The sequence below is a fragment of the Aquimarina sp. Aq107 genome, from assembly GCF_943733665.1.
Classification (GTDB): Bacteria; Bacteroidota; Bacteroidia; order Flavobacteriales; family Flavobacteriaceae; genus Aquimarina.
In genome coordinates, this window is the sequence record NZ_OX030782.1 from 3,869,366 (window position 1) to 3,890,514 (window position 21,149).

General features: G+C 32.9%; 16 protein-coding genes and 1 riboswitch. All 16 genes read right to left on the minus strand.

Annotation, left to right across the window (positions count from 1 at the left end):
- Window positions 1–30: 30 nt before the first annotated feature.
- The 16 genes from metF to thrA all read right to left on the minus strand — a co-directional run bounded on the left by metF (window position 31) and on the right by thrA (window position 21,145).
- Window positions 31–984, minus strand: a complete 954-nt coding sequence (gene metF / locus NMK29_RS16790) for a methylenetetrahydrofolate reductase [NAD(P)H] (protein WP_108802029.1) — start codon at window positions 982–984, stop codon at window positions 31–33.
- 34 nt (window positions 985–1,018) lie between these two features.
- A complete protein-coding gene (metH, locus tag NMK29_RS16795; protein WP_108802030.1) occupies window positions 1,019–3,712 on the minus strand; it encodes a methionine synthase in 2,694 nt (897 codons plus the stop codon).
- A gap of 3 nt (window positions 3,713–3,715) precedes the next feature.
- Window positions 3,716–4,717: a homocysteine S-methyltransferase family protein gene (locus NMK29_RS16800; protein WP_108802031.1), complete on the minus strand. Its 1,002-nt coding sequence runs from the start codon at window positions 4,715–4,717 to the stop codon at window positions 3,716–3,718.
- A 166-nt stretch (window positions 4,718–4,883) separates the two neighbouring features.
- Window positions 4,884–4,992, minus strand: a riboswitch (SAM riboswitch).
- An 89-nt stretch (window positions 4,993–5,081) separates the two neighbouring features.
- Window positions 5,082–5,402, minus strand: a complete 321-nt coding sequence (locus tag NMK29_RS16805; protein ID WP_108802032.1) for a 2Fe-2S iron-sulfur cluster-binding protein — start codon at window positions 5,400–5,402, stop codon at window positions 5,082–5,084.
- Between the two features lie 85 nt (window positions 5,403–5,487).
- Entirely contained in the window at window positions 5,488–6,543 is a 1,056-nt protein-coding gene (locus NMK29_RS16810) for an NAD(P)/FAD-dependent oxidoreductase (protein ID WP_027393077.1), read from the minus strand.
- Complete coding sequence (locus tag NMK29_RS16815) at window positions 6,530–7,132, minus strand: bifunctional precorrin-2 dehydrogenase/sirohydrochlorin ferrochelatase (RefSeq protein ID WP_108802033.1); 603 nt, start codon at window positions 7,130–7,132, stop codon at window positions 6,530–6,532. The genes NMK29_RS16810 and NMK29_RS16815 overlap by 14 nt, the downstream gene beginning before the upstream one ends.
- Window positions 7,133–7,153: 21 nt before the next feature.
- Window positions 7,154–7,921 carry a uroporphyrinogen-III C-methyltransferase gene (gene cobA, locus NMK29_RS16820; protein WP_108802034.1) on the minus strand — a complete coding sequence of 256 codons (768 nt, stop codon included), beginning with the start codon at window positions 7,919–7,921 and terminating at the stop codon, window positions 7,154–7,156.
- A 53-nt stretch (window positions 7,922–7,974) separates the two neighbouring features.
- Window positions 7,975–10,065, minus strand: coding sequence for a HEPN domain-containing protein (locus NMK29_RS16825; RefSeq protein WP_108802035.1), 2,091 nt, complete (start codon window positions 10,063–10,065; stop codon window positions 7,975–7,977).
- Window positions 10,066–10,172: 107 nt separating this feature from the next.
- Window positions 10,173–11,420 carry a sulfate adenylyltransferase subunit 1 gene (locus tag NMK29_RS16830; RefSeq protein ID WP_108802036.1) on the minus strand — a complete coding sequence of 416 codons (1,248 nt, stop codon included), beginning with the start codon at window positions 11,418–11,420 and terminating at the stop codon, window positions 10,173–10,175.
- A gap of 157 nt (window positions 11,421–11,577) precedes the next feature.
- Window positions 11,578–12,516 (minus strand): sulfate adenylyltransferase subunit CysD, encoded by a 939-nt coding sequence (gene cysD / locus NMK29_RS16835; RefSeq protein ID WP_108802037.1) that lies wholly within the window; start codon window positions 12,514–12,516, stop codon window positions 11,578–11,580.
- 31 nt (window positions 12,517–12,547) lie between these two features.
- Window positions 12,548–13,174 (minus strand): phosphoadenosine phosphosulfate reductase family protein, encoded by a 627-nt coding sequence (locus tag NMK29_RS16840; protein ID WP_108802038.1) that lies wholly within the window; start codon window positions 13,172–13,174, stop codon window positions 12,548–12,550.
- A 52-nt stretch (window positions 13,175–13,226) separates the two neighbouring features.
- Window positions 13,227–13,493 carry a DUF2061 domain-containing protein gene (locus NMK29_RS16845; RefSeq protein ID WP_027393070.1) on the minus strand — a complete coding sequence of 89 codons (267 nt, stop codon included), beginning with the start codon at window positions 13,491–13,493 and terminating at the stop codon, window positions 13,227–13,229.
- A gap of 174 nt (window positions 13,494–13,667) precedes the next feature.
- Window positions 13,668–16,862: a type IX secretion system sortase PorU gene (gene porU, locus NMK29_RS16850; protein WP_108802039.1), complete on the minus strand. Its 3,195-nt coding sequence runs from the start codon at window positions 16,860–16,862 to the stop codon at window positions 13,668–13,670.
- A gap of 137 nt (window positions 16,863–16,999) precedes the next feature.
- Window positions 17,000–18,178 carry a PLP-dependent aspartate aminotransferase family protein gene (locus NMK29_RS16855; protein ID WP_108802040.1) on the minus strand — a complete coding sequence of 393 codons (1,179 nt, stop codon included), beginning with the start codon at window positions 18,176–18,178 and terminating at the stop codon, window positions 17,000–17,002.
- Window positions 18,175–18,600 (minus strand): OsmC family protein, encoded by a 426-nt coding sequence (locus tag NMK29_RS16860; protein ID WP_108802041.1) that lies wholly within the window; start codon window positions 18,598–18,600, stop codon window positions 18,175–18,177. Before NMK29_RS16860 ends, NMK29_RS16855 begins: the two co-directional genes overlap by 4 nt.
- A gap of 133 nt (window positions 18,601–18,733) precedes the next feature.
- Window positions 18,734–21,145, minus strand: a complete 2,412-nt coding sequence (gene thrA, locus NMK29_RS16865) for a bifunctional aspartate kinase/homoserine dehydrogenase I (RefSeq protein WP_108802042.1) — start codon at window positions 21,143–21,145, stop codon at window positions 18,734–18,736.
- Window positions 21,146–21,149: the final 4 nt, after the last annotated feature.

Sequence of the window (21,149 nt, forward strand, 5' to 3'; positions counted from 1 at the left end):
ATCAGTAGGTTTCCAAAACCTTACTACTTTTTAAAATACATTTGCTGCAATTTTTTTTATATTATCAGATTTACCCATTGAATAATAATGTAAAACAGGTACTCCATATTCCATTAACTCCTTAGATTGTTGTATTGCAAATTCAACACCAACTTCTCTTACTTCTTTATTAGTTTTACAGCTCTCAACTTCCTTAACAAGTTCATCTGGCATATCTAACTTAAATACTTGGGGAAGTAATTGCAAATGTCTTTTTACAGCGACTGGTTTAATCCCTGGAATGATTGGAACATTAATCCCTGCTTCTCTTGCTCTTTCCACAAATTCAAAATATCTTTTATTATCAAAAAACATTTGGGTTACAACGTAGTCTGCACCTGCATCAACTTTATCCTTCAACCTTCTTATATCCGAATCCATAGAAGGAGCTTCTAAATGTTTTTCAGGATACCCCGCTACTCCAACACAAAAATCAGATTGGTTATCACTCTCTATAACCTCATGTAAAAACCTTCCATTATTCATGTTTACAATTTGTTCTACCAATTCATTTGCATAACAATGACCTCCTTTTGTAGGATTAAAATACTTTTCCTCCTTCATTGCATCTCCACGTAGCGCCATAACATTATCTATCCCTAAATAATGACAATCAACTAAAAGATATTCTGTTTCTTCTTTTGTGAAGCCCCCACATAATACATGGGGAATAGTGTCAACATTATACTTATGAGTTATTGAAGCACAAATCCCAACTGTTCCAGGACGCATACGTGTAAGCTTTTTATCTAGCAACCCATCTCTATCAATATAAATAAATTCTTCTCTGGAAGTAGTTACATCAATAAATGGAGGTTTAAACTCCATTAATGGATCAATATTGTTATATAACTCTTGAATACTTTTCCCTTTTTGTGGTGGTATTAGTTCAAAAGAAAATAATGTTTTTCCTTTTGCATTTTTTATATGATCTGTAACCTTCATCTAGTTTATAGTTCTTAGTTGGTAATCTTTTAATTTAGTCAATGATATTAGGACTTAACCATTTTTGCGCATATTCGAAATCAATATTTTTTCTATCGGCAAAATCCTTCACCTGATCTTCTTTTATTTTCCCTAATCCAAAATATCTAGCTTCTGGGTTTGCAAAATAATATCCCGAAACCGATGCAGCAGGCCACATAGCAAGTCCTTCTGTAAGTTCAACTCCAATTCTATCTTTGACTTGTAATACTTCCCAAATTGTTAATTTTTCTAAATGATCTGGGCAAGCTGGATATCCTGGTGCTGGTCTAATACCTTTATACGATTCTTTAATTAATTCTTCATTTGATAATTTTTCTTCTTTAGCGTATCCCCAATCTTCTTTTCGTATTTTCTGATGTAAACATTCTGCAAAAGCTTCGGCAAGACGATCTGCTAAAGCTTTAATCATTATTGAATTATAATCATCCAGATCTGCTTCAAAAGCTTCTGCAAGTTCTTTGGTTCCAAAACCAGTAGTAACACAAAAACACCCCATATAATCTTGTATCTCACTTTCTTTCGGAGCAACAAAATCAGCCAATGCAAAATTAGGTTTGCCTGCATGTTTCTTTAATTGCTGTCTTAATGTCCTGAACTTAAAGTTTTTGGATCCTGATTTAATTAAAACATCATCGTTATTCACAGTATTAGCTTCGAACAAACCATACACGGCTTTTGCTCCAAGCAATTTTTCATTAAATACTTTTTGTAATAATTCTTGTGCATCTTTATACAATGAAGCAGCTTGTTCACCGACGACTTCATCAGTTAAAATTGCTGGGTATTTACCGTGCAAATCCCAGGATCTGAAGAAAGGTGTCCAATCGATAAAAGGTTCTAGTTTTTTTAAATCAAAATCTTCAATAACCTGAACTCCTAATTTGTTTGGTTTTATAATACATGAAGAAGACCAGTCAATCTTATATTTATTTTTTCGTGCATCTTCAATAGACAAATATTCTTTTTGTTTTGTCCTTTTAAGAAACCCTTCTCTAAATTTTTCATAATCATCTTTGAGATCACCTACATATTTTTGATTACTTCTTTTATTGAGTAAATCCCCCACAACAGTAACTGCTCTGGACGCATCATTTACATGAACTACTGCATTTTTATATTGAGGATCAATCTTAACAGCAGTATGTGCTTTTGATGTAGTAGCTCCTCCTATTAGTAAAGGAACTTTAAAATTTCTACGTTCCATTTCTTTAGCTAAAAACACCATTTCGTCTAATGATGGAGTAATTAAACCGCTTAATCCAATGATATCTACTTGTTCATCAATAGCTGTTTGAATAATCTTTTCTGGGGGAACCATCACTCCCATATCCACAATTTCGTAATTATTACACCCAAGCACTACAGAGACTATATTTTTTCCAATATCATGAACATCGCCTTTTACTGTAGCCATAAGAACTTTGCCTGCTGATCCATTTCCTTGTGCTAACTGAGGATTTTTCTTTTTTTCTTCTTCAATATAGGGCAATAAATGAGCCACTGCCTTTTTCATGACTCTGGCGGATTTCACTACTTGCGGCAAGAACATTTTACCAGACCCAAATAAATCTCCAACGACGTTCATACCTGTCATCAGATTCCCTTCTATCACTTCTATAGGCTTATCAGCTGCTTGTCTTGCTTCTTCTACATCTTCAACGATATATTGATCAATCCCTTTAACGAGTGCTCTGGTAATTCTATTTTGTAGAGATTCTTCTCTCCAAGAGAGGTCAACAGTTTTTTCCTTACTAGTCCCTACAACAGTTTCTGCAAAGTCCAATAATCTTTCTGTAGCATCATCTCTTCGGTCTAAGATCACATCTTCTACATGTTCAAGGAGGTCCTTAGGAATATCATCATACACCTCTAACATTGCAGGGTTTACGATTCCCATATTCATACCAGCTTTTATGGCATGATATAAAAACACTGAATGCATTGCTTCCCGAACAGGGTTGTTTCCTCTAAAAGAAAAAGAAACATTACTAACACCTCCACTCACACTGCAATGTGGTAGGTTTTCTCGAACCCATCTTGTAGCTTCAATAAAATCAATAGCATTTTTCCGATGCTCTTCCATTCCGGTTGCAACAGGAAATATATTTAGATCAAATATGATATCCTCAGGAGGAAAATTCACCTGATTTACTAAAATATCATAAGATCTTTTTGAAATCTCAATTCGGCGTTCATAATTATCTGCTTGGCCAACCTCATCAAAAGCCATAATTATTACGGCAGCTCCATACCGTTTAATTTTTTTGGCATGAGTAATAAACTCTTCTTCACCTTCCTTAAGACTAATAGAATTTACTACACATTTTCCTTGTACCACCTGTAAACCAGCTTCGATAATATCCCATTTAGAACTATCAATCATGATAGGAACTCTTGCGATATCAGGTTCTGCCATAATTAAATTTAAAAACCTAACCATTGCTTCTTTTCCATCAATTAGACCATCATCCATATTGATATCTATCACCTGCGCGCCACCTTCTACCTGATGTCTTGCAATATCCAACGCTTCATCAAACTTTTCCTCTTTTACCAAACGTAAAAACTTACGTGATCCAGCAACATTTGTTCGTTCTCCTACATTAATAAAATTCGTTTCTGCTGAAACAATCATAGGTTCCAGTCCAGACAATTTCAGGTATTTTCTTTTTTGCTCCGTACTCATAATCTATGCTACAACTTCTACTGATCTTGGTTCATAATTTTTAGCTAAATCCGCAATCGCTTTTATATGTTCAGGTGTTGTTCCACAGCATCCTCCAATAATGTTCACTAAACTTTTATCCATATATTCCTTAATTTGAGATGCCATTTGTTCTGGAGTTTCATCGTATTCTCCAAAAGCATTTGGCAATCCCGCATTAGGGTGCGCAGAAACTCCAAAGTTTGCTTTCTGAGCTAACACTTCTAAATGGGGAGTTAATTGACTTGCCCCCAAAGCACAATTAAAGCCAACTGATAGCATTGGGATATGAGATACCGAAATTAAAAACGCTTCTGCAGTCTGTCCGGATAATGTACGACCACTTGCATCGGTTATCGTACCACTTATCATAATTGGTACTTCTATGTTCCTTTCATCTTTCACTTCTTCAATTGCGAAGAGTGCTGCTTTTGCGTTTAAAGTATCAAAAATGGTTTCAACTAAAAGAATATCAGAACCGCCATCAAGTAAAGCTTCTACTTGTTGTTTATAAGCCACTCTTAGTTCATCAAAAGTAACCGCTCTAAATCCAGGATCATTTACATCAGGAGACATACTAGCAGTTCTATTTGTCGGGCCAATCGAGCCTGCTACAAATCTGGGCTTATGAGGTTCTTTCTCTGTAAAATCATCTGCTACCTCTTTTGCTATTTTAGCAGATTGATAATTTAATTCATAGACCAACTCTTCCATCTCATAATCAGCCATAGCAATTGTAGTCCCAGAAAAAGTATTGGTTTCTATGATATCAGCTCCAGCTTCGAAATACAATCGATGTACTTCTTTTATAGCTTCGGGTTGCGTAATACTTAATAAATCATTATTACCTTGAACCGGAATCGGCCAATCTTTAAATCGTTCTCCTCTAAAATCTTCTTCTGTAAACTTATGACGTTGCAGCATAGTACCCATAGCACCATCAAGCACAAGAATTCTTTCCTCTAATATTTTTTTTATGTCTTTCATTTATCAATCTTAAGGCTAATACTCCTTAAGCCAATTTTTAAGTAACAATGAAAACACTAAGCCAAGCTTTGTGTAACATTATCAAATAATATTAAGTTTCCTTTATGAAAGGATTCTTTTAAAATATATCAAGAAAAATAAATGGAAATAGCAAAAGCTATGGTCATTGTTATCTATTTCGTTTAATATACGAATAGAACGTAGCACCTTCTTTAAGAGATAAAGGGTTGCTAAGGTATCATAGGGTCTATTCCCTCCACCTTTCTTGATAACATTTAAAATTATATGAACTAAACAGTTTTATAACTGTTGTGATTACAAATTAAAGGCATAGCCTTTTGTTTTGCAAGTTTATTCTACACTTTTAAGATTCAGGAGCTAATTCAACTTCTAAACCATCTAATTGCGGCGTAATTGGAATCTGACATCCAAGTCTACTATTATCTTCTACATAAAAGGCTTCTGCAAGCATTAAATCTTCATCTTGACTCATTTCTGGAAGCTCATGATCTGATAAAACATAACATTGACAAGATGCACACATGGCCATACCACCACAAGTCCCTTCTACCGGAAGTTCATAGGCTTTACATACTTCCATAAGGTTCATTGCCATATCAGTAGGAGCCTGTACTTCATGAATTTCTCCTTCTCTATCTTTTATCTTTATGGTAACGTCTGACATATTATCGTCTTAATCGTATATAAAATCCTCGCAAATATACCGAAAAATGATCAGTATTAATTGCGAGGATTATGATATAAAAATTTTATACTATTGCTTTTACTACTTCTTTTTTAGCTTCTTTTTTAGACCCATCAAATCCTTCGACTCCTCCAACGGTAGTATATTTCATTACATATTTCTTGTCTGGAAATATTCTTTGGTAAGCACTTTGACACATAATGGCAGCTTCATGAAATCCTGAAAGAATTAGTTTTAGCTTTCCTTTATACGTGTTAACATCTCCTATTGCATAAATACCAGGAATGTTTGTTTGGTAATCGTAGGAGTTATCTACTTTTATTGCATTTTTTTCAATTTCTAATCCCCAATCACCTATTGGTCCTAGTTTTGGTGAAAGTCCAAATAAAGGAATAAAATAATCTGTATCAACATTGATGTCTCCCTCTGTTTTATGTTTGATCCCAACAGCTGTAATATGATCATCTCCTTTTAGTTCTTTAACTTCTGCTTGAGTGATTAAGTTTACTTTTCCTAACTTGGTTAATTCAGCAACTCTTTCTACAGAATCTAAAGCTCCTCTAAACTCATTTCTTCTATGTACTAGTGTTACTTCACTAGCTACATCTGCTAAGAAAATAGTCCAATCCAATGCAGAATCTCCTCCTCCAGCAATCACAACTCTTTTATCTCTATATACTTCTGGATCTCTAATAATGTAAGCAACTCCTTTATCTTCAAAATCCGTAATATTTGGAATAGGTGGTTTTCGAGGTTCAAACGAACCTAATCCACCTGCAATTGCTACTACAGGAGCATTATGTTTTGTACCTTTATTGGTGGTTACCAAAAAGGTATCATCTTCCAACTTTTCAATAGTTTCTGCTCTTTCTCCCAATGTAAAACCTGGCTCAAAAGGCTTTATTTGTTCCATCAAATTATTCACTAAATCACCAGCTAAAATCTCAGGAAAACCTGGAATATCATATATTGGCTTTTTAGGGTATATTTCAGAACACTGTCCTCCTGGTTGAGGCAATGCATCTATAAGATGTGTTTTTAACTTCAGTAATCCAGCTTCAAAAACAGTAAATAAACCTGTTGGTCCAGCTCCAATGATTAGAATATCAGTCTTGATCATGTTCAACTTCTTTTTTTCCTATTAATCCTTTGGTAAATTCATTAAGTGTTTCCACTTTTTCTTCGAAATCACCTTTTATTGTTTTTCTATATTCGTTTAAATTCTTAACTAAATCATCTATATTTTCTGGAATTACTTCTTCGAAAAACTGACGTAGTCGTTTTGCTGTTGTTGGTGACTTTCCATTTGTAGAAATAGCCACTTTTACATTTCCTTTGGTTACAATACCTCCCATATAAAAATCACAATATGGAGGATTGTCCGCTACATTCACCAATTTACTTCTTTTCCTACAGTCTTTATAAACTTGCACATTAACTTCTGGAACATCTGTAGTAGCAATCACAATATGTTTCCCTTTAAGAAAACGTCTGTGATATTTCTTTTTAATCATTTCTACTCCAAACTTATTGGCTAAAGTAATTGTATCGCCTCTATACATTGGAGACACCATTGTTACTTTAGCATCTGGACTAGATTTTAGTAAGAACGTAAGTTTTTCTTCGGCTACATTTCCTCCTCCTACAATTAGGATCTCAAGGTTTTTAACTTTCAGAAAAACCGGATATAAATTATTTCTTTCTTCCATTTCTACACCTATCCTGAACTATCAAGATACGATTTCTTCTTTTACTTCTCTATAAATCGAAGCTAATTTTGCTCTTTGCTCTACTACTTCTCCAATTACAATAATCGCAGGTGATGATAGTTTTTTATCCGATACAACCTGTTCTATTGTCTTTATTGAACCAAATCCAAATTGCTCATTTTCAGTAGTTCCATTCTGAATAATAGCAACTGGAACATCCTCTTTATTTTCGGCTGCAAAGATACTAACTATTTCGCTTAACTTGCTCATCCCCATTAAAATTACCACAGTTGCATTTGATTTAGCTGCCAGGCAAACATCCTGCGATAATTTATGGGATTTAGTAGTTCCTGTAATTACCCAAAAGCTCTCGGAAGATCCTCTTTTTGTTAATGGAATTCCTTGATATGCCGGAACTGCTAAAGACGATGATATCCCTGGCACCATATTAGTGTCGATACCAAATTTTTGAACATAGTCAATTTCTTCAGCTCCTCTTCCAAAAATAAATGGATCTCCTCCTTTTAATCGTATTACGTGTCCATGGCTTTTGGCTCTGCTAACAATTAACTCATTAATCTGTTCCTGTTGATATGCATAACATCCTTTTCTTTTTCCTACAAATATCTTTTCAGCTTTAGGCGCATATTCTAATAAGGATTCATTGATAAGTGCATCATACAACACCACATCAGCAGACTCCAATGCTTTAATAGCTTTTAATGTAATCAAATCTGGATCTCCTGGTCCTGCCCCGACTACTGTGAGTTTTGGTGTTTTAGTACTCATTTTTTATTTACTTATTGTCTTTATTTTAAATATTTTACAACCCTGTAAAGATATTATACATTTTCTACTTCGAGTGCTCTAAATGCTTGCACTTTTTGCAAAAATTGCCCTGCTTTTTTAATATAATCCACTGCAAAATCCTTGCTCGGTGCATTTTTTTGAATCTGATATATCAAATCCGCGAACGTTCCATCAAGATTGATCTTCCCACTTACCACAAATTCTGTATCAAATTGACTTATAATACTCGCATGTGTATTTGTTTTCTTGTTCTCTGCAAGCAATAATGCTTTAGCGGAATTAACTAAAGAACTATATGCATGATATATAGCATCAGAATATACTTCATTCTCAAAAGATACTTTTGCATTTTCTATCTTTTCTTCACTTTCTAAAAATAATGTTGCTATTAAATCAATTACTACACCAGCACATTCTCCAATCCCTATTGCTTTTACATACTCTTGTTCAGTCCCCCAGTCTATAAAATCTTCTTGAGTTAAATTTTCCACATTGGACAAATCCGTAAGTAAGTTATAAAAATACTTTTCTCCTTTGTCTTCATAATATGCTACAAAGGTCTTACCATTTGCATTTTCTTCATAATCATCTAAAATTCTACGTAATGCTTCTGGGCCCCTTCTACTAGGAATTTTTACTACTTTATCTGCAAAACGACCTTTTCCATCACCCAAGTTTCCTCCTCCAAGCAATACTTGTAATGCTGGAGCTACTAATTTATCTTTTGTTCTTACTGACATTCCCTGAAAACCAATATTAGCCATATTATGTTGACCACAGGCGTTCATACATCCACTAATCTTAATTACCAGATCCTCTTTTTGTAAATATTGAGGGTATTCAGTTTTTATAACTCTTTCTAATTCTTCGGCAATACCAGTACTACTAGCAATACCTAGGTTACAGGTATCAGTTCCTGGACAAGCAGTAATATCAACCGCTTTATTATATCCTGCTTCTACAAATCCTAATTTTTCTAATTCTTGATAGAAAAATGGAAGCAATCCTTCTTTTACAAAAGGAATTAAAATATTCTGACGAAGAGATAATCTTATTTCTCCTGCAGCATATTTCTCTACTAAATCAGCTAATAACCTGGCTTTATCTGTGTAAAAATCACCCAATAAAACTTTAACCCCAATTGCTACATATCCTTCTTGTTTTTGTTGGATTACGTTAGTAGATTTCCATAAATCAAAAGCTTTTTGGTTCTTAACCTCTACCTCAGGAATTTTAACCGATACCGGAATTGATGCTACATAAGCTTCTGCATCAATGGAAACTGTTTTCTGCGCAATTGCTTGTTGTTCTGCTTCTACTAATTCTTTAAAAGCTTCTACACCAATATCCTTTACCAAGAACTTCATTCTTGCTTTTGCTCTACTCTTACGTTCTCCATGACGATCAAAAATCCTCAAAACTCCTTCCATTAAAGGAATAATCTTATCGGTCGGCAAGAAGCTATATAATTCATCTGCATGTCTCGGTTGCGAACCTAATCCTCCTGCAAGCATCACTTTAAACCCTCTTACCCCATTTTCTATTTTGGCAATAAAACCAAGATCATGCATATAAGATAATCCAGTATCTTCTTCTGTTCCTGAAAAAGACACCTTGAATTTACGTCCCATTTCCTGACATATTGGATTTCTTAAAAAGAAATGAAACAACGCATCTGCATATGGAGACACATCAAACGGTTCCTTTGGGTCAACTCCCGCAGTTTCTGAAGCAGTAACGTTACGAACCGTATTACCGCAAGCTTCTCTAAGTGTTACATCATCTCTTTCTAACTCTGCCCAAAGCTCAGGAGTTCTATTTAAATCCACATAATGGATCTGAATATCTTGTCTTGTTGTTATATGCAATCTACCTCTAGAATATTCATCTGAAACGTCACAAATTCTTCGTAATTGATTGCTCAACACCTTACCATAAGGTAATTTAATACGAATCATCTGCACACCTTCTTGTCTTTGTCCGTATACTCCACGAGCTAGACGTAGGCTACGAAACTTCTCTTCATCAATCTTCCCTTTATGGAATTGCTCTATTTTATTCGCTAATTCGATAATGTCCTTTTCGACAATTGGGTTTTCTATTTCTGTTCTAAAACTTTGCATTTTCTTTCGTATTACAACCTTTAAAAAAGGACATACTTATGACTTTTGTATAAAGGTTTTTTAATTCTAAAAATTCTTGTTTTTTCTTATCAGTAAAAGATTTTTATCTATTGAATAAAACCTACTCCTGAAGTATTATTGGTTTGAGAATCTATTAATATAAATGACCCTGAAGCTTTATTCTTACTATAAGAATCGATAGCCAAAGGTTTACTTAATTGTATTTGAACTTTTCCTATTTCATTTAGACTTAGTGAATTCTTAGCGGTATCTTCTCCAGAAAAATCAGTAGCAACTGTTCCACTAATATTCTTCACTTTTGCTAAAACTCTACTACTTCCACTTTGGATGAAATAATTTGTTCCAGGATTTAGGTCTTTATTATCCATCCAACAAATTGTTGCGGTTAATTGCTTTTCTACCTTAGGCTTCTCCGACGATTTTACAATCATATCACCACGACTTACATTTACATCATCTTCTAATGTAATCGTACAAGAACTACCTCTACCTGCTGTATCAAATTTTTGATCAAAAAAGAAAATCTCTTTCACTTTGGATGTTGTTAAAGAAGGTAAAATTGTTACCTCATCACCTACAGAAATATCTCCTCCATATAATTTACCAGCATATCCTCTAAAATCATGAAATTCATCTTTTTTAGGTCGAATTACTGTTTGTATTGGGAAACGAACTTCTGCTTTTTCATACACATCTTGCGCATCCAATTCTTCTAAATGTTCTAGTAATGTTTGACCATTATACCAAGGAGTATTCTTTGATTTATCTACAACATTATCACCTTGCAAAGCACTAACCGGAATAAAAGTGATGTTTTGTTCTTTGTAATCACTTTTAGCTATCAACTTTTCAAAATCTTCTTTGATCGCCTCATATTTATCCTGAGAAAAATCAACCAAATCCATTTTGTTTACCGCCACAATCACATCTTTTACTCTCAATAAATTATTAATAAAAAAGTGACGATATGTTTGTTCAATTACCCCTTTTCTAGCATCAACCAGAATAATCGATGCCTGAGAAGTCGAAGCTCCAGTAACCATATTTCTGGTATATTCTATATGACCAGGAGTATCAGCTATAATGTAACTTTTCGTTTTTGTAGAAAAATAAATATGCGCTACATCAATAGTAATACCTTGTTCCCTTTCTGCAACTAATCCATCAGTAGCTAACGAAAAATCTAAGTAATCAAAGCCATTAGCTTTGCTTCTAGTTTCGATTGCTTCTAGTTTATCTGTTGTTAATGACTTTGTATCGTATAAAATACGCCCAATCAAGGTACTCTTACCGTCATCTACACTTCCTGCTGTTGCTATTTTTAATACGTCCATCCCTTTTATTTTGGTTGGTGGTTGATATTTATTAATTGGCCATAACCAATTTAAAACTATCCTGATTATTTTATTCTAATTCAAAATATCTTTTAAGTTTTGGATTCCAGCATATATTTAGACAAGCTCAATATGACACACTGGAATGACAAAAAAATTAAAAGTACCCTTGTTGTTTTCTTTTTTCCATCGCTGCTTCAGATCTTTTATCATCAATACGAGCTCCTCTTTCGGAAATTGTTGATTCTCGAATCTCTAAAACCACCTTATCAATAGTAATTGCATCTGAAAGCACTGCCGCTGTACATGACATATCGCCTACAGTACGAAATCTAACTAATCGTTCCTCTACTAATTCATCATCTTCTCTATGCACGACATCATCTTCTGCCGACCAGATCATACCGTCTCTTATAAATGTTTTTCGTTTATGTGCAAAATATATAGAAGGGATTTCGATTCCTTCTTTTTGGATATAACTCCAAACATCAAGTTCTGTCCAATTACTAATCGGAAATACACGAACATTCTGACCTAAATCAATTTTACCATTAAGATGATCAAAAAGCTCTGGTCGTTGGTTTTTTTCATCCCACTGACCAAAATCATCTCTCACAGAAAATATACGTTCTTTTGCTCTCGCTTTTTCTTCATCCCTTCTTGCTCCGCCAATTGCTGCATCAAATTTAAATTCTTCCAACGCATCAAGAAGTGTAGTCGTTTGCAAACTATTACGACTAGCATACTTACCTTTCTCCTCTATTACTTTACCTTGATCAATAGAATCCTGAACATTACGAACTATTAATTCTACTCCAAGTTCTTTTACCAAACGATCTCTAAACTCAATGGTTTCAGGAAAGTTATGCCCTGTATCAATATGTAAAAGTGGAAAGGGAATCTTACCTGGATAAAATGCTTTTTGCGCTAATCTTACTAGGGTAATAGAATCTTTACCTCCTGAAAAAAGTAATACAGGCTTTTCAAATTGGGCCACGACTTCTCTAAAAATATAAATCGCCTCACTTTCTAAAGGATTCACTTTTAGCACTTTTGCATCCACAATTTGTTCTTTTATATGTTCAATTACTTCCATGTAATTTAATCTTTTTTTTATATATCTTGACCTAATTAGTATGAATCCCGCATTCTCTATTATCTAGAACTTTTGTTGGATCGAAATACTTAAATTCATTTGGTAAATTATGTTGTTCCAAATACACATCTAACTCTGCATCACTATAGTAATAAAAAGGGCTTACTTTTAAAACTCCATCATTACCCAAACTCAAAATATCTAATGAATCTCTTAATGCCGTTTGTCCTTTTCGAAGATTGGTAAACCATACATCCGGTTTAAAATCATTCATAGCTCGTTTAAAAGGTTCTAGCTTTACTTGTTGTGTGAAAATTTTATGTTTAGGATCATCAATATCAGGAATACCCATCACTACATCCCTATGCGCAGCTGTTTGTTTTGGAACGTACAATTGTACATTAAGTTTAAGTAAATTAATCACTTCTTCGGCATGCTTATATGTATTAGGTGTATTGTATCCAGAGTCACACCAGATAACAGGAATATCAGATAATGCTTTAGAACTCACATTAAGAATAGCAGCTTCATACGGTCTAAAATTAGTAGTTACCACTGGGGTTTTCGCATTTAAAACAGCCCACCGCGTAATCTCTAAAGGAGTTTTATCCTTTAAAGTGTTATTCAAGTTCTGTATTTCTTTTTCTGTAAATTTCATTTTCTAAATTCTTTTTCTATTACTTCCTATTTAACCAGAAGTAAACCAGCAATTATCTTCCCCATTTAATACGGTTCCAAATTCTTTCGTGAAAAAAGTAAAGGATCATTTTTGTTACAAAATCAATTGATGCGATAGATGTAGCCAATGCTATTTCGCCAGTTAACACATAAGAAACGATTAATGTGTCCAACGTGCCAACTACTCTCCAACTTATAGCCTTGGCGATACTTCGTAACGGTTTCTCCGAAGTCCTATCAGTCTCATACGATGTTTTCTTCGTAGCTACTTTATCTAATATCATTTGATCTACAATCATTTTTTACTCTAAAACCTATTACCCTATCGGAATAGTAGGTTATTAAACAAATGTATATATAAAAATCTATTTCTTAGTCTTAAAAACTTTAAAAAATTACTAGAAATGAAAGAATTATGATATTATTAATAAAAAGCCTAGTGAATTAGTAGATTATTATTTAGTCAAGTCATCTTATAAGGAATCCAGCACAATAATTTCGATTTTTTGGCTACTACTATTATTGAAAACATCCCAAACTTTAATTTCTAAAGTATGATACCCTTTAGATAATGTATGTAATGGATAAGAAATAAATCCTTTCTTATAATCATTGTCATAATTGGAAAAATAATCATTTAATATTTTCTTTTCTCTTGTATTTCCATCAATAATCATTGTCATTTGATGTCCAATTCCCATTCTAGAAACATTGATTCCGTCCTCATCAGCGATCTCTATTTTTAGTTCTGCATTAGCCTTAACAACATTAATTTCCTTTGTTTTTTTCCCTCCCATAAAAACTCTGATCTCTGGTCCATTGATATTTGGAGATTCTACCTTTGATAATCCACCCAACAATATATCTTCTTGCACCCCAACAGCATCTTCTAAAGTATTTTCGACTTTAGCATATAAGATTATTTTACACTTTCCTACAGATAGGTTTATATCTTTTGGAACCACAAAGTCGAAATCAAATAATCCCTTTTTAATTTCGAAACTTCCATGATATATTACAACGTCTTGATCTTTGTATTTTAACTGTATAAGATCTCCTTTTCCATTTTTAATTCTATTATTACCTAATGTCTTTTTACTAAGTTCTTTGTCAAATATCTTAACAGAAATCTCCCCATCATATTTTTTCATTACATCTTGGGACGCATCCAATAGTTCTCCAGATATTCTAATCTTGTCTAGGGCTCTAATTGTATCATTAAACTTTTTAATTGGTATTTCATTAATTTTAGTAATACGGGTGGTAGGTAAAGGCATTTGAAGAGACATTACTGGGTCTCCAATAAAAAACACGCTTCTTTTATCTTGATACCCTAATTCATTTTTTAACTTTAATACTGCTTTTGATGGTTTCAAACGAGAACCTCTTTCAGAAAAAAGAGAATTAATTATTTTATTATTTATTCTAACCCCTGCGCTCATAAAAATTTCTCTAGTAGTTGCAATCATTGCTATTGCACCTCCATTTGGGTTTTTAAAAATATACTCTCCAACAGAAACTTCGAAAGGATTATCAAACCGAGTAGCCAGACAGGTAACAGTAACAAACAACGGTAGCTTATCTTTATTTTTAAGTTTGATTGCTTCTTTTTTAGTAAAGAAAAACTCCGTACCAAAACCTTCCTCTTCTGCGTGTCCAAAATAATCTAAAACAGCAACACCTTCCTCGATTTTCTTTATTAGTGCCTTTGTCACATCAGGATATCGTTCACCGCTGGATGTTGATTTTTGAATAAATGCATCACTATACACTTTAGAGATATTTAAAAAAGGATATTTTTTAATCAGAGAGTTCCCCAAATTATCTAAGTTTCCTTGGATACCTTGCTCCCAAACTTTATCCACATCATCCGACAGTAAGAGTATGTTATTTTTCCAATCCCCAAAAGAATTTTTCTGATGATATCTTATAATTTTATTAACTACATCATTAGCAGCTATATCAGTATCAACCAATATTCGTCCAAGAGTAATATCTAGATTATCTTTCAATTTCATTTCTCCTTCTTCTGGATCCATCATTGCAAAAAAATCATCTGACACATACGATCTAATGTTTGAAAAACTATTATAACTCATAAAACTTGGAACATCATTCTTTTTATATATCTGATTCCTTTCTATATCCATCATTTTATGTTTATAATCGAATGTAGCATTTCCTAAGAAACATACATATGCCAGTTTTTTAGCATCAGATGAAGCATTTTCGTAGACATATCTTATAAAATTTCTAATCGCTCCTATATCTTGTTTACCACTACTAAATTCATTATAAATTTCATGCACCGATACTACTTTGACATTCATATTATTATATTTTCTATGAAAATTTGCCAATCGATTTGCTGCTAAAAGTTTATCTTTTGATGTAATTATTATATAATCTACGTCTCTAAAATTATTCTCTTTATCTAAGAAAACAGTTCCTTTCAAATCTTGATTTTCTACTTTGCAATTATTTAGCCTTAATGGATGATAAAAATCATTCTTAGGAACAGCAATAAACCTTCTTGTTTGATTAAGGTTTGTCCTAAAAGAAAACTTTTCTGAAAAAGGAATATTCCTAAAAACGGCTATTGAATCTGTATTAGTCACATCCCATATTTCGCTAATTTCTTTGGTATTCTTTAATTGTATCTCCCCTATTTTTTTAACGGAATTAAAAGTAGGAATTTCAAACTTCAATTGCTTATCAGATAAAACCAATGATCTTTCTGCCGAAATCTTTATGTAATCTAAATAACTCTTTCCTAATACCTGATTTTCTGTTTCATATTTAATGTTAATATGGATAGAATCTGAATTATTCGTTATCATCTTTTCTACCCAACCTTCTTTGGCAATACTCCCCTTTGATAGCTTCTGAAACTTAATCTCTTCTGTTTCTTTTTGGTTTATTTTGATACTGAATTTAGAAGGCTTATCGGATTGAGCAGCTGCAACAATAGTATAATAAACCGGCATAAAATCTACCTTGTTAGGAAAATAAAACGAAAACTGCTTTTCTTCATTATTTCTAATTTGATCCCCTAACCATCTGCGCCCCATCAACCCAAGATTATATTGATCTATTTCATAAAACTGACCTTCTCTAAATGTAGTAATAACTGTATCAACTTTTTTGTTTACAGATTCTGAATTGAATATTCTATTTCCTTTTTTTCCAGATGTGGTAATAAAATAATAAGATTTATTATCATATGCATTGATATGAGTTTTACTATCGGTATTGTACCCTTTGGTACTTTGACCATAAAAGAGGATGTAGTCATTTTTAGCCAAAAAACCATTTTCTCCCCCAACTACTTTTATAGAATTTTCCTTTAAATCAAACTCCTTATTTTCGCTGTTTTTAAGAGGAAGCATTTGCCCTCCATTACCGTAAATTTTTATTGTCGTAGGATCTATTGTAGTAACATCGATCCCTAAATCAGATAAAAACTCAGGAGTAATTTTATATATTCCCGATTTTTCAATATAAAACTTGTACCAACCCCCTTTTGCTAACACAGAATTAGACATGGGGATTTTTTTTACAACTTGCTTAGTTGTGCTCGTTCTTTTTTTAGGAATTTGTTGTACTTGATTTCCATAAAGCGAAGCACTCAATAAAACGACAAAACATAATAAAACACTTCTTTTCATAAAAATAAAATGATAAAATAAATATACATTTTATATCTCACGAATTGTTCCATTGTTATCTATAAAGAAATCATATTAGTAATGATTTGAAAGTTCTTTCTATTTAATTATAAATGAGATTACACTTGTAAGAAAAATTATATTTCTTCTAGTGCTTGTGTAATATCTCCAATAATATCATCAATATGTTCCAAACCTACAGAACATCTTACCATTCCGTCTGTAATACCAACAGCTAATTTATCTTCAACTGCTAATTTACTATGTGTTGTAGAAGCAGGATGCGTAACAATCGTTCTAGTATCACCCAGATTTGCAGAAAGTGAGCACATTTTAATACTATCAAAAAAAGTTTTCCCTCCTTGTACTCCATTCGTAACTTCAAAAGCAACAATATTTCCTCCTAATTTCATTTGTCGTTTTGCTACCTCATATTGCGGATGAGATTTAAGAAAAGGATATTTCACCCAATTTACCTTAGGATGTGATTCTAAAAACTCTGCCAGTCTCAAAGCATTCTCGCAATGTCTATCTACCCTAACAGCCAAAGTTTCTAAACTTTTGGATAACACCCATGCATTAAATGGTGATAATGCAGGCCCGGTATTGCGAGAAAACAAATAAATATCTCTTATCAATTCCTTTTTACCAACAGTTACTCCTCCTAATACGCGTCCTTGCCCATCAATTAATTTTGTAGCTGAATGGATCACAAGATCAGCTCCAAACTTTATCGGATTTTGCAAATATGGTGTTGCAAAACAATTATCAATAACCAATAACAATTCATGCTTTTTTGCAATCTTACCTAACAATTCCAGATCCAATACATCTACTCCTGGATTTGTTGGAGATTCTGCATAAATGATTTTTGTATTAGGCTGGATTAAACTTTCTATTGTATCAACTTCATTAACTGGAAAATAACTTGTTTCTATATTCCATTTAGGAAAATACTTCGTAAATAAAGAATGTGTTGATCCAAATACTGACCTAGCAGAAACGATGTGATCTCCTGCATTTAATAATGCAGCAAATGTAGAAAACACCGCAGCCATTCCTGTTGCAAATGCATAACCATCCTCTGCTCCTTCTAATTTGCAGATTTTATCAACAAACTCTGTGGTATTGGGATTACTAAAACGACTATATAAATTACGATCTTTCTCTTCTGCAAAGGCAGCTCTCATTTCTTCAGAATCTTCAAAAACAAATCCAGATGTTAAATACATCGGTGTAGAGTGTTCTAAAAACTGAGTTTTCTCAGTTTGAGTCCTTACCGCTTGCGTTTCAAAATTTTGGCTTTTTAAGCTCATACTTCTTCATTATTAACTACAACCTTATAAGTTACAGTAGCTGTAGGCTCCAATGTTTTAGACACGGAACAATATTTTTCGAATGATAATTGTGCTGCTCTTTTAGCTTTTTCTGGGGCTATTTCTCCTTCTAAATAAACCGTAACGGAAATCTCTTTAAATGGTTTTGCTCCATCAACTTCCACTCTTGAGCCATCAACTTCTGCTCTATAATCTGTAATTTCTTGACGCTGCTTCTTAAGTATTGAAATCACATCAATAGCGCTACAACCGGCTACCCCCATCAATACATATTCCATAGGACTTGGTGCCAAATCATGACCTCCAACTTCTGCTTTGCTATCAATATAGGTGATATGACCTCTTTCATTTTTTAGTTCAAAATGATAATCATCATCTATTCTTTTCAATTCTATTTTCATATGTTCAAATATTTTTAATCACTTATAAATACATTAAAAATTGAGATCACGCTCAGTAACTACGTTCTCTTTTTTTAAAAATTCAAATATCTTTCATAAACTAGAAATAACTTTAATTCGTAGTTATTATAATTTATCTTTTTTCAGTTAACCTCAATATATCTCCAAAAACTCCTCTGGCAGTAACCGCAGCTCCCGCTCCCGCTCCTTGTATCACTATAGGTTGATCTCCATATGACTCTGTATAAATCTCGAATATAGAGTCGGAACCTTTTACTTGTCCTAACGCACTGCTTTCGGGAACAGATACTAATTTAACATCCAAAATTCCTTTTTCTTCAAATAAATCACCGTGCAAGTCCCCAATATATCGCAAAACATGATCGGGTTTCTGTTCTTCTTTTATTTTTTGATATACCGGGTCTAACTCTTTCAACCTTCCCAAAAACGAATCAGCTTCTCCTTCTCTTAAACCATCAGGAATTAAATTATGAATATTGACATCTACAAATTCATTACTCAAGTCAAGTTCTCTAGCCAAAATCAATAATTTTCTTCCTACATCATTACCACATAAATCCTCTCGAGGATCAGGTTCTGTAAATCCTTTATCAATAGCCTCTTGCAGCACTTTACTAAACAGTCTTTGTTCTTTAGAAAAAGTATTAAATAAATAACTTAATGAACCGGAGAATACTCCTTTGATTCTAGTAATGTTTTCTCCAGATAAATGTAACAACTTAATAGTATCTATTAAGGGCAATCCAGCACCAACATTAGTTTCGTACAGATATTGTTTTTGAAATTCTTCTAACTTTCTTCTAAGTTCTTTATAAAAATCAAAACTTAGCGTATTTGCCACTTTATTAGAAGACACCAAATCAAATCCATTCTCAATCAAAATACTGTAATTTTCAGTAAATTCTTTACTAGCAGTATTATCTACAGCGATCAGATTTTCTAAATGATGCTCATCAGCAAATTTTATAACATCTTCAATACCATAAGAGTTTCCTACTTTCAGATCAGTTTTCCAATTAGTATCAACTCCATTTTTATTAAAAAGTACTTTTTTAGAATTTGCAACCGCAAAAATATTAAGATCAATCTTTTTTCTCTTTTCAATATCATCTGCAGATTTTAAAATTTGATCTATCAAAGTTCCACCAACAAGTCCATGTCCAAACACAGCAATATTTATTTTCTTTGCTACTCCAAAAATCTCCCCATGAATAACATTTAGAGCTTTATGAAGTTGACTTTTATATACAACTAAACTTACATTCTTACCTGTAACTGTATTGTTGAAAAGTAATGGGGTTACCTGGTTTTTAATTAAGGAATTATAAGGTTTATGAAATGTACTTAAATCTTGTCCTATAATAGAAATTACAGAAACTTCATTTATTATCGTAATTCTATTTACATCTTGCTTATGAAAATCCACTTCGAACTCTTGTTCCAAAACTTTTTTAGCTTCTATTGCTTTTTCTGAAGTTACAACAAGACCTATTCCTCTCTCGGACGAACCTTGTGAAATAATGCTTACACTGATATCTTTATAAGCTAACGCCTTAAATATTCTAGCATCCACTCCTACTTTTCCTAAAAGTCCTCTCCCTTCTAAATTGATTAAAGAAACATTCTCTAAAACAGAAAGAGATTTTATTCCTTTATTACTATTCTCTGCAGTAATTAATGTTCCATCATTATGACCGTCAAATGTATTTAGAATACGAAGAGGAATATTTTTTTCAATTAATGGTATTATAGTTTTAGCATGGAGAATATTAGCTCCAAAATACGCCAACTCATTTGCCTCAGTAAAAGATAATTTTTCAATCTTTTTTGCATCACTTACTAAATCTGGATTCGCTGTGTAAATTCCACTTACATGGGTGAAATTCTGTAACTCTTCTGCATCTAAGTAATTGGCTAACAGCGCAGCAGTATAATTACTTCCATTTCTTCCTAAAGTTGTTGTTTCATTATTAGTATTAGAAGCAATAAAACCAGTTACAATATTAACCGTTGAACCATTATATTTTTTAAAATGTTTAATAACATTTGCTTTAGATAGCTTATCTAACGGTTGCGCTTCTCCAAACTTACCATCGGTTTTTATTAACTCTCTGCTATCTGTGAAATTGGCTTTTATTCCTTTTTCTTTAAGTATGTGAGTAAGTAACTTAGCAGAGATTACTTCTCCTTGAGATAATACTTGATCTTTAATTCTTTTGCTGTAATCACCTAACAAAGAAACTCCTTCAAAAAGTTTATCCAATGTTTCAAACTCCTCATCAACTTTAAAACTACCGTAATCATTTATTTGATATTGTTTAAAAGCCTGTAGTTGTTCTTGATAACTTTCATTTTTAACAGCCTTATTCAATATTTCTTCTAATTGATCAGTAGATTTCCCTCTAGCAGAAAGCACAACAGTAATTAACTCACCATTATTAACCTTATCTTCTATTATATCAACCACTTTATGGATACCTTCACCATTAGCAAGTGATTTCCCTCCAAACTTTAAAATCTTCATTTTG

Excerpts from the sequence above, each read along its gene's own strand:
- metF (WP_108802029.1), bottom strand. The coding sequence starts at position 984 with ATGAAGGTTACAGATCATATAAAAAATGCAAAAGGAAAAACATTATTT.
- metH (WP_108802030.1), bottom strand. The coding sequence starts at position 3,712 with ATGAGTACGGAGCAAAAAAGAAAATACCTGAAATTGTCTGGACTGGAA.
- NMK29_RS16800 (WP_108802031.1), bottom strand. The coding sequence starts at position 4,717 with ATGAAAGACATAAAAAAAATATTAGAGGAAAGAATTCTTGTGCTTGAT.
- NMK29_RS16805 (WP_108802032.1), bottom strand. The coding sequence starts at position 5,402 with ATGTCAGACGTTACCATAAAGATAAAAGATAGAGAAGGAGAAATTCAT.
- NMK29_RS16810 (WP_027393077.1), bottom strand. The coding sequence starts at position 6,543 with ATGATCAAGACTGATATTCTAATCATTGGAGCTGGACCAACAGGTTTA.
- NMK29_RS16815 (WP_108802033.1), bottom strand. The coding sequence starts at position 7,132 with ATGGAAGAAAGAAATAATTTATATCCGGTTTTTCTGAAAGTTAAAAAC.
- cobA (WP_108802034.1), bottom strand. The coding sequence starts at position 7,921 with ATGAGTACTAAAACACCAAAACTCACAGTAGTCGGGGCAGGACCAGGA.
- NMK29_RS16825 (WP_108802035.1), bottom strand. The coding sequence starts at position 10,065 with ATGCAAAGTTTTAGAACAGAAATAGAAAACCCAATTGTCGAAAAGGAC.
- NMK29_RS16830 (WP_108802036.1), bottom strand. The coding sequence starts at position 11,420 with ATGGACGTATTAAAAATAGCAACAGCAGGAAGTGTAGATGACGGTAAG.
- cysD (WP_108802037.1), bottom strand. The coding sequence starts at position 12,516 with ATGGAAGTAATTGAACATATAAAAGAACAAATTGTGGATGCAAAAGTG.
- NMK29_RS16840 (WP_108802038.1), bottom strand. The coding sequence starts at position 13,174 with ATGAAATTTACAGAAAAAGAAATACAGAACTTGAATAACACTTTAAAG.
- NMK29_RS16845 (WP_027393070.1), bottom strand. The coding sequence starts at position 13,493 with ATGATTGTAGATCAAATGATATTAGATAAAGTAGCTACGAAGAAAACA.
- porU (WP_108802039.1), bottom strand. The coding sequence starts at position 16,862 with ATGAAAAGAAGTGTTTTATTATGTTTTGTCGTTTTATTGAGTGCTTCG.
- NMK29_RS16855 (WP_108802040.1), bottom strand. The coding sequence starts at position 18,178 with ATGAGCTTAAAAAGCCAAAATTTTGAAACGCAAGCGGTAAGGACTCAA.
- NMK29_RS16860 (WP_108802041.1), bottom strand. The coding sequence starts at position 18,600 with ATGAAAATAGAATTGAAAAGAATAGATGATGATTATCATTTTGAACTA.
- thrA (WP_108802042.1), bottom strand. The coding sequence starts at position 21,145 with ATGAAGATTTTAAAGTTTGGAGGGAAATCACTTGCTAATGGTGAAGGT.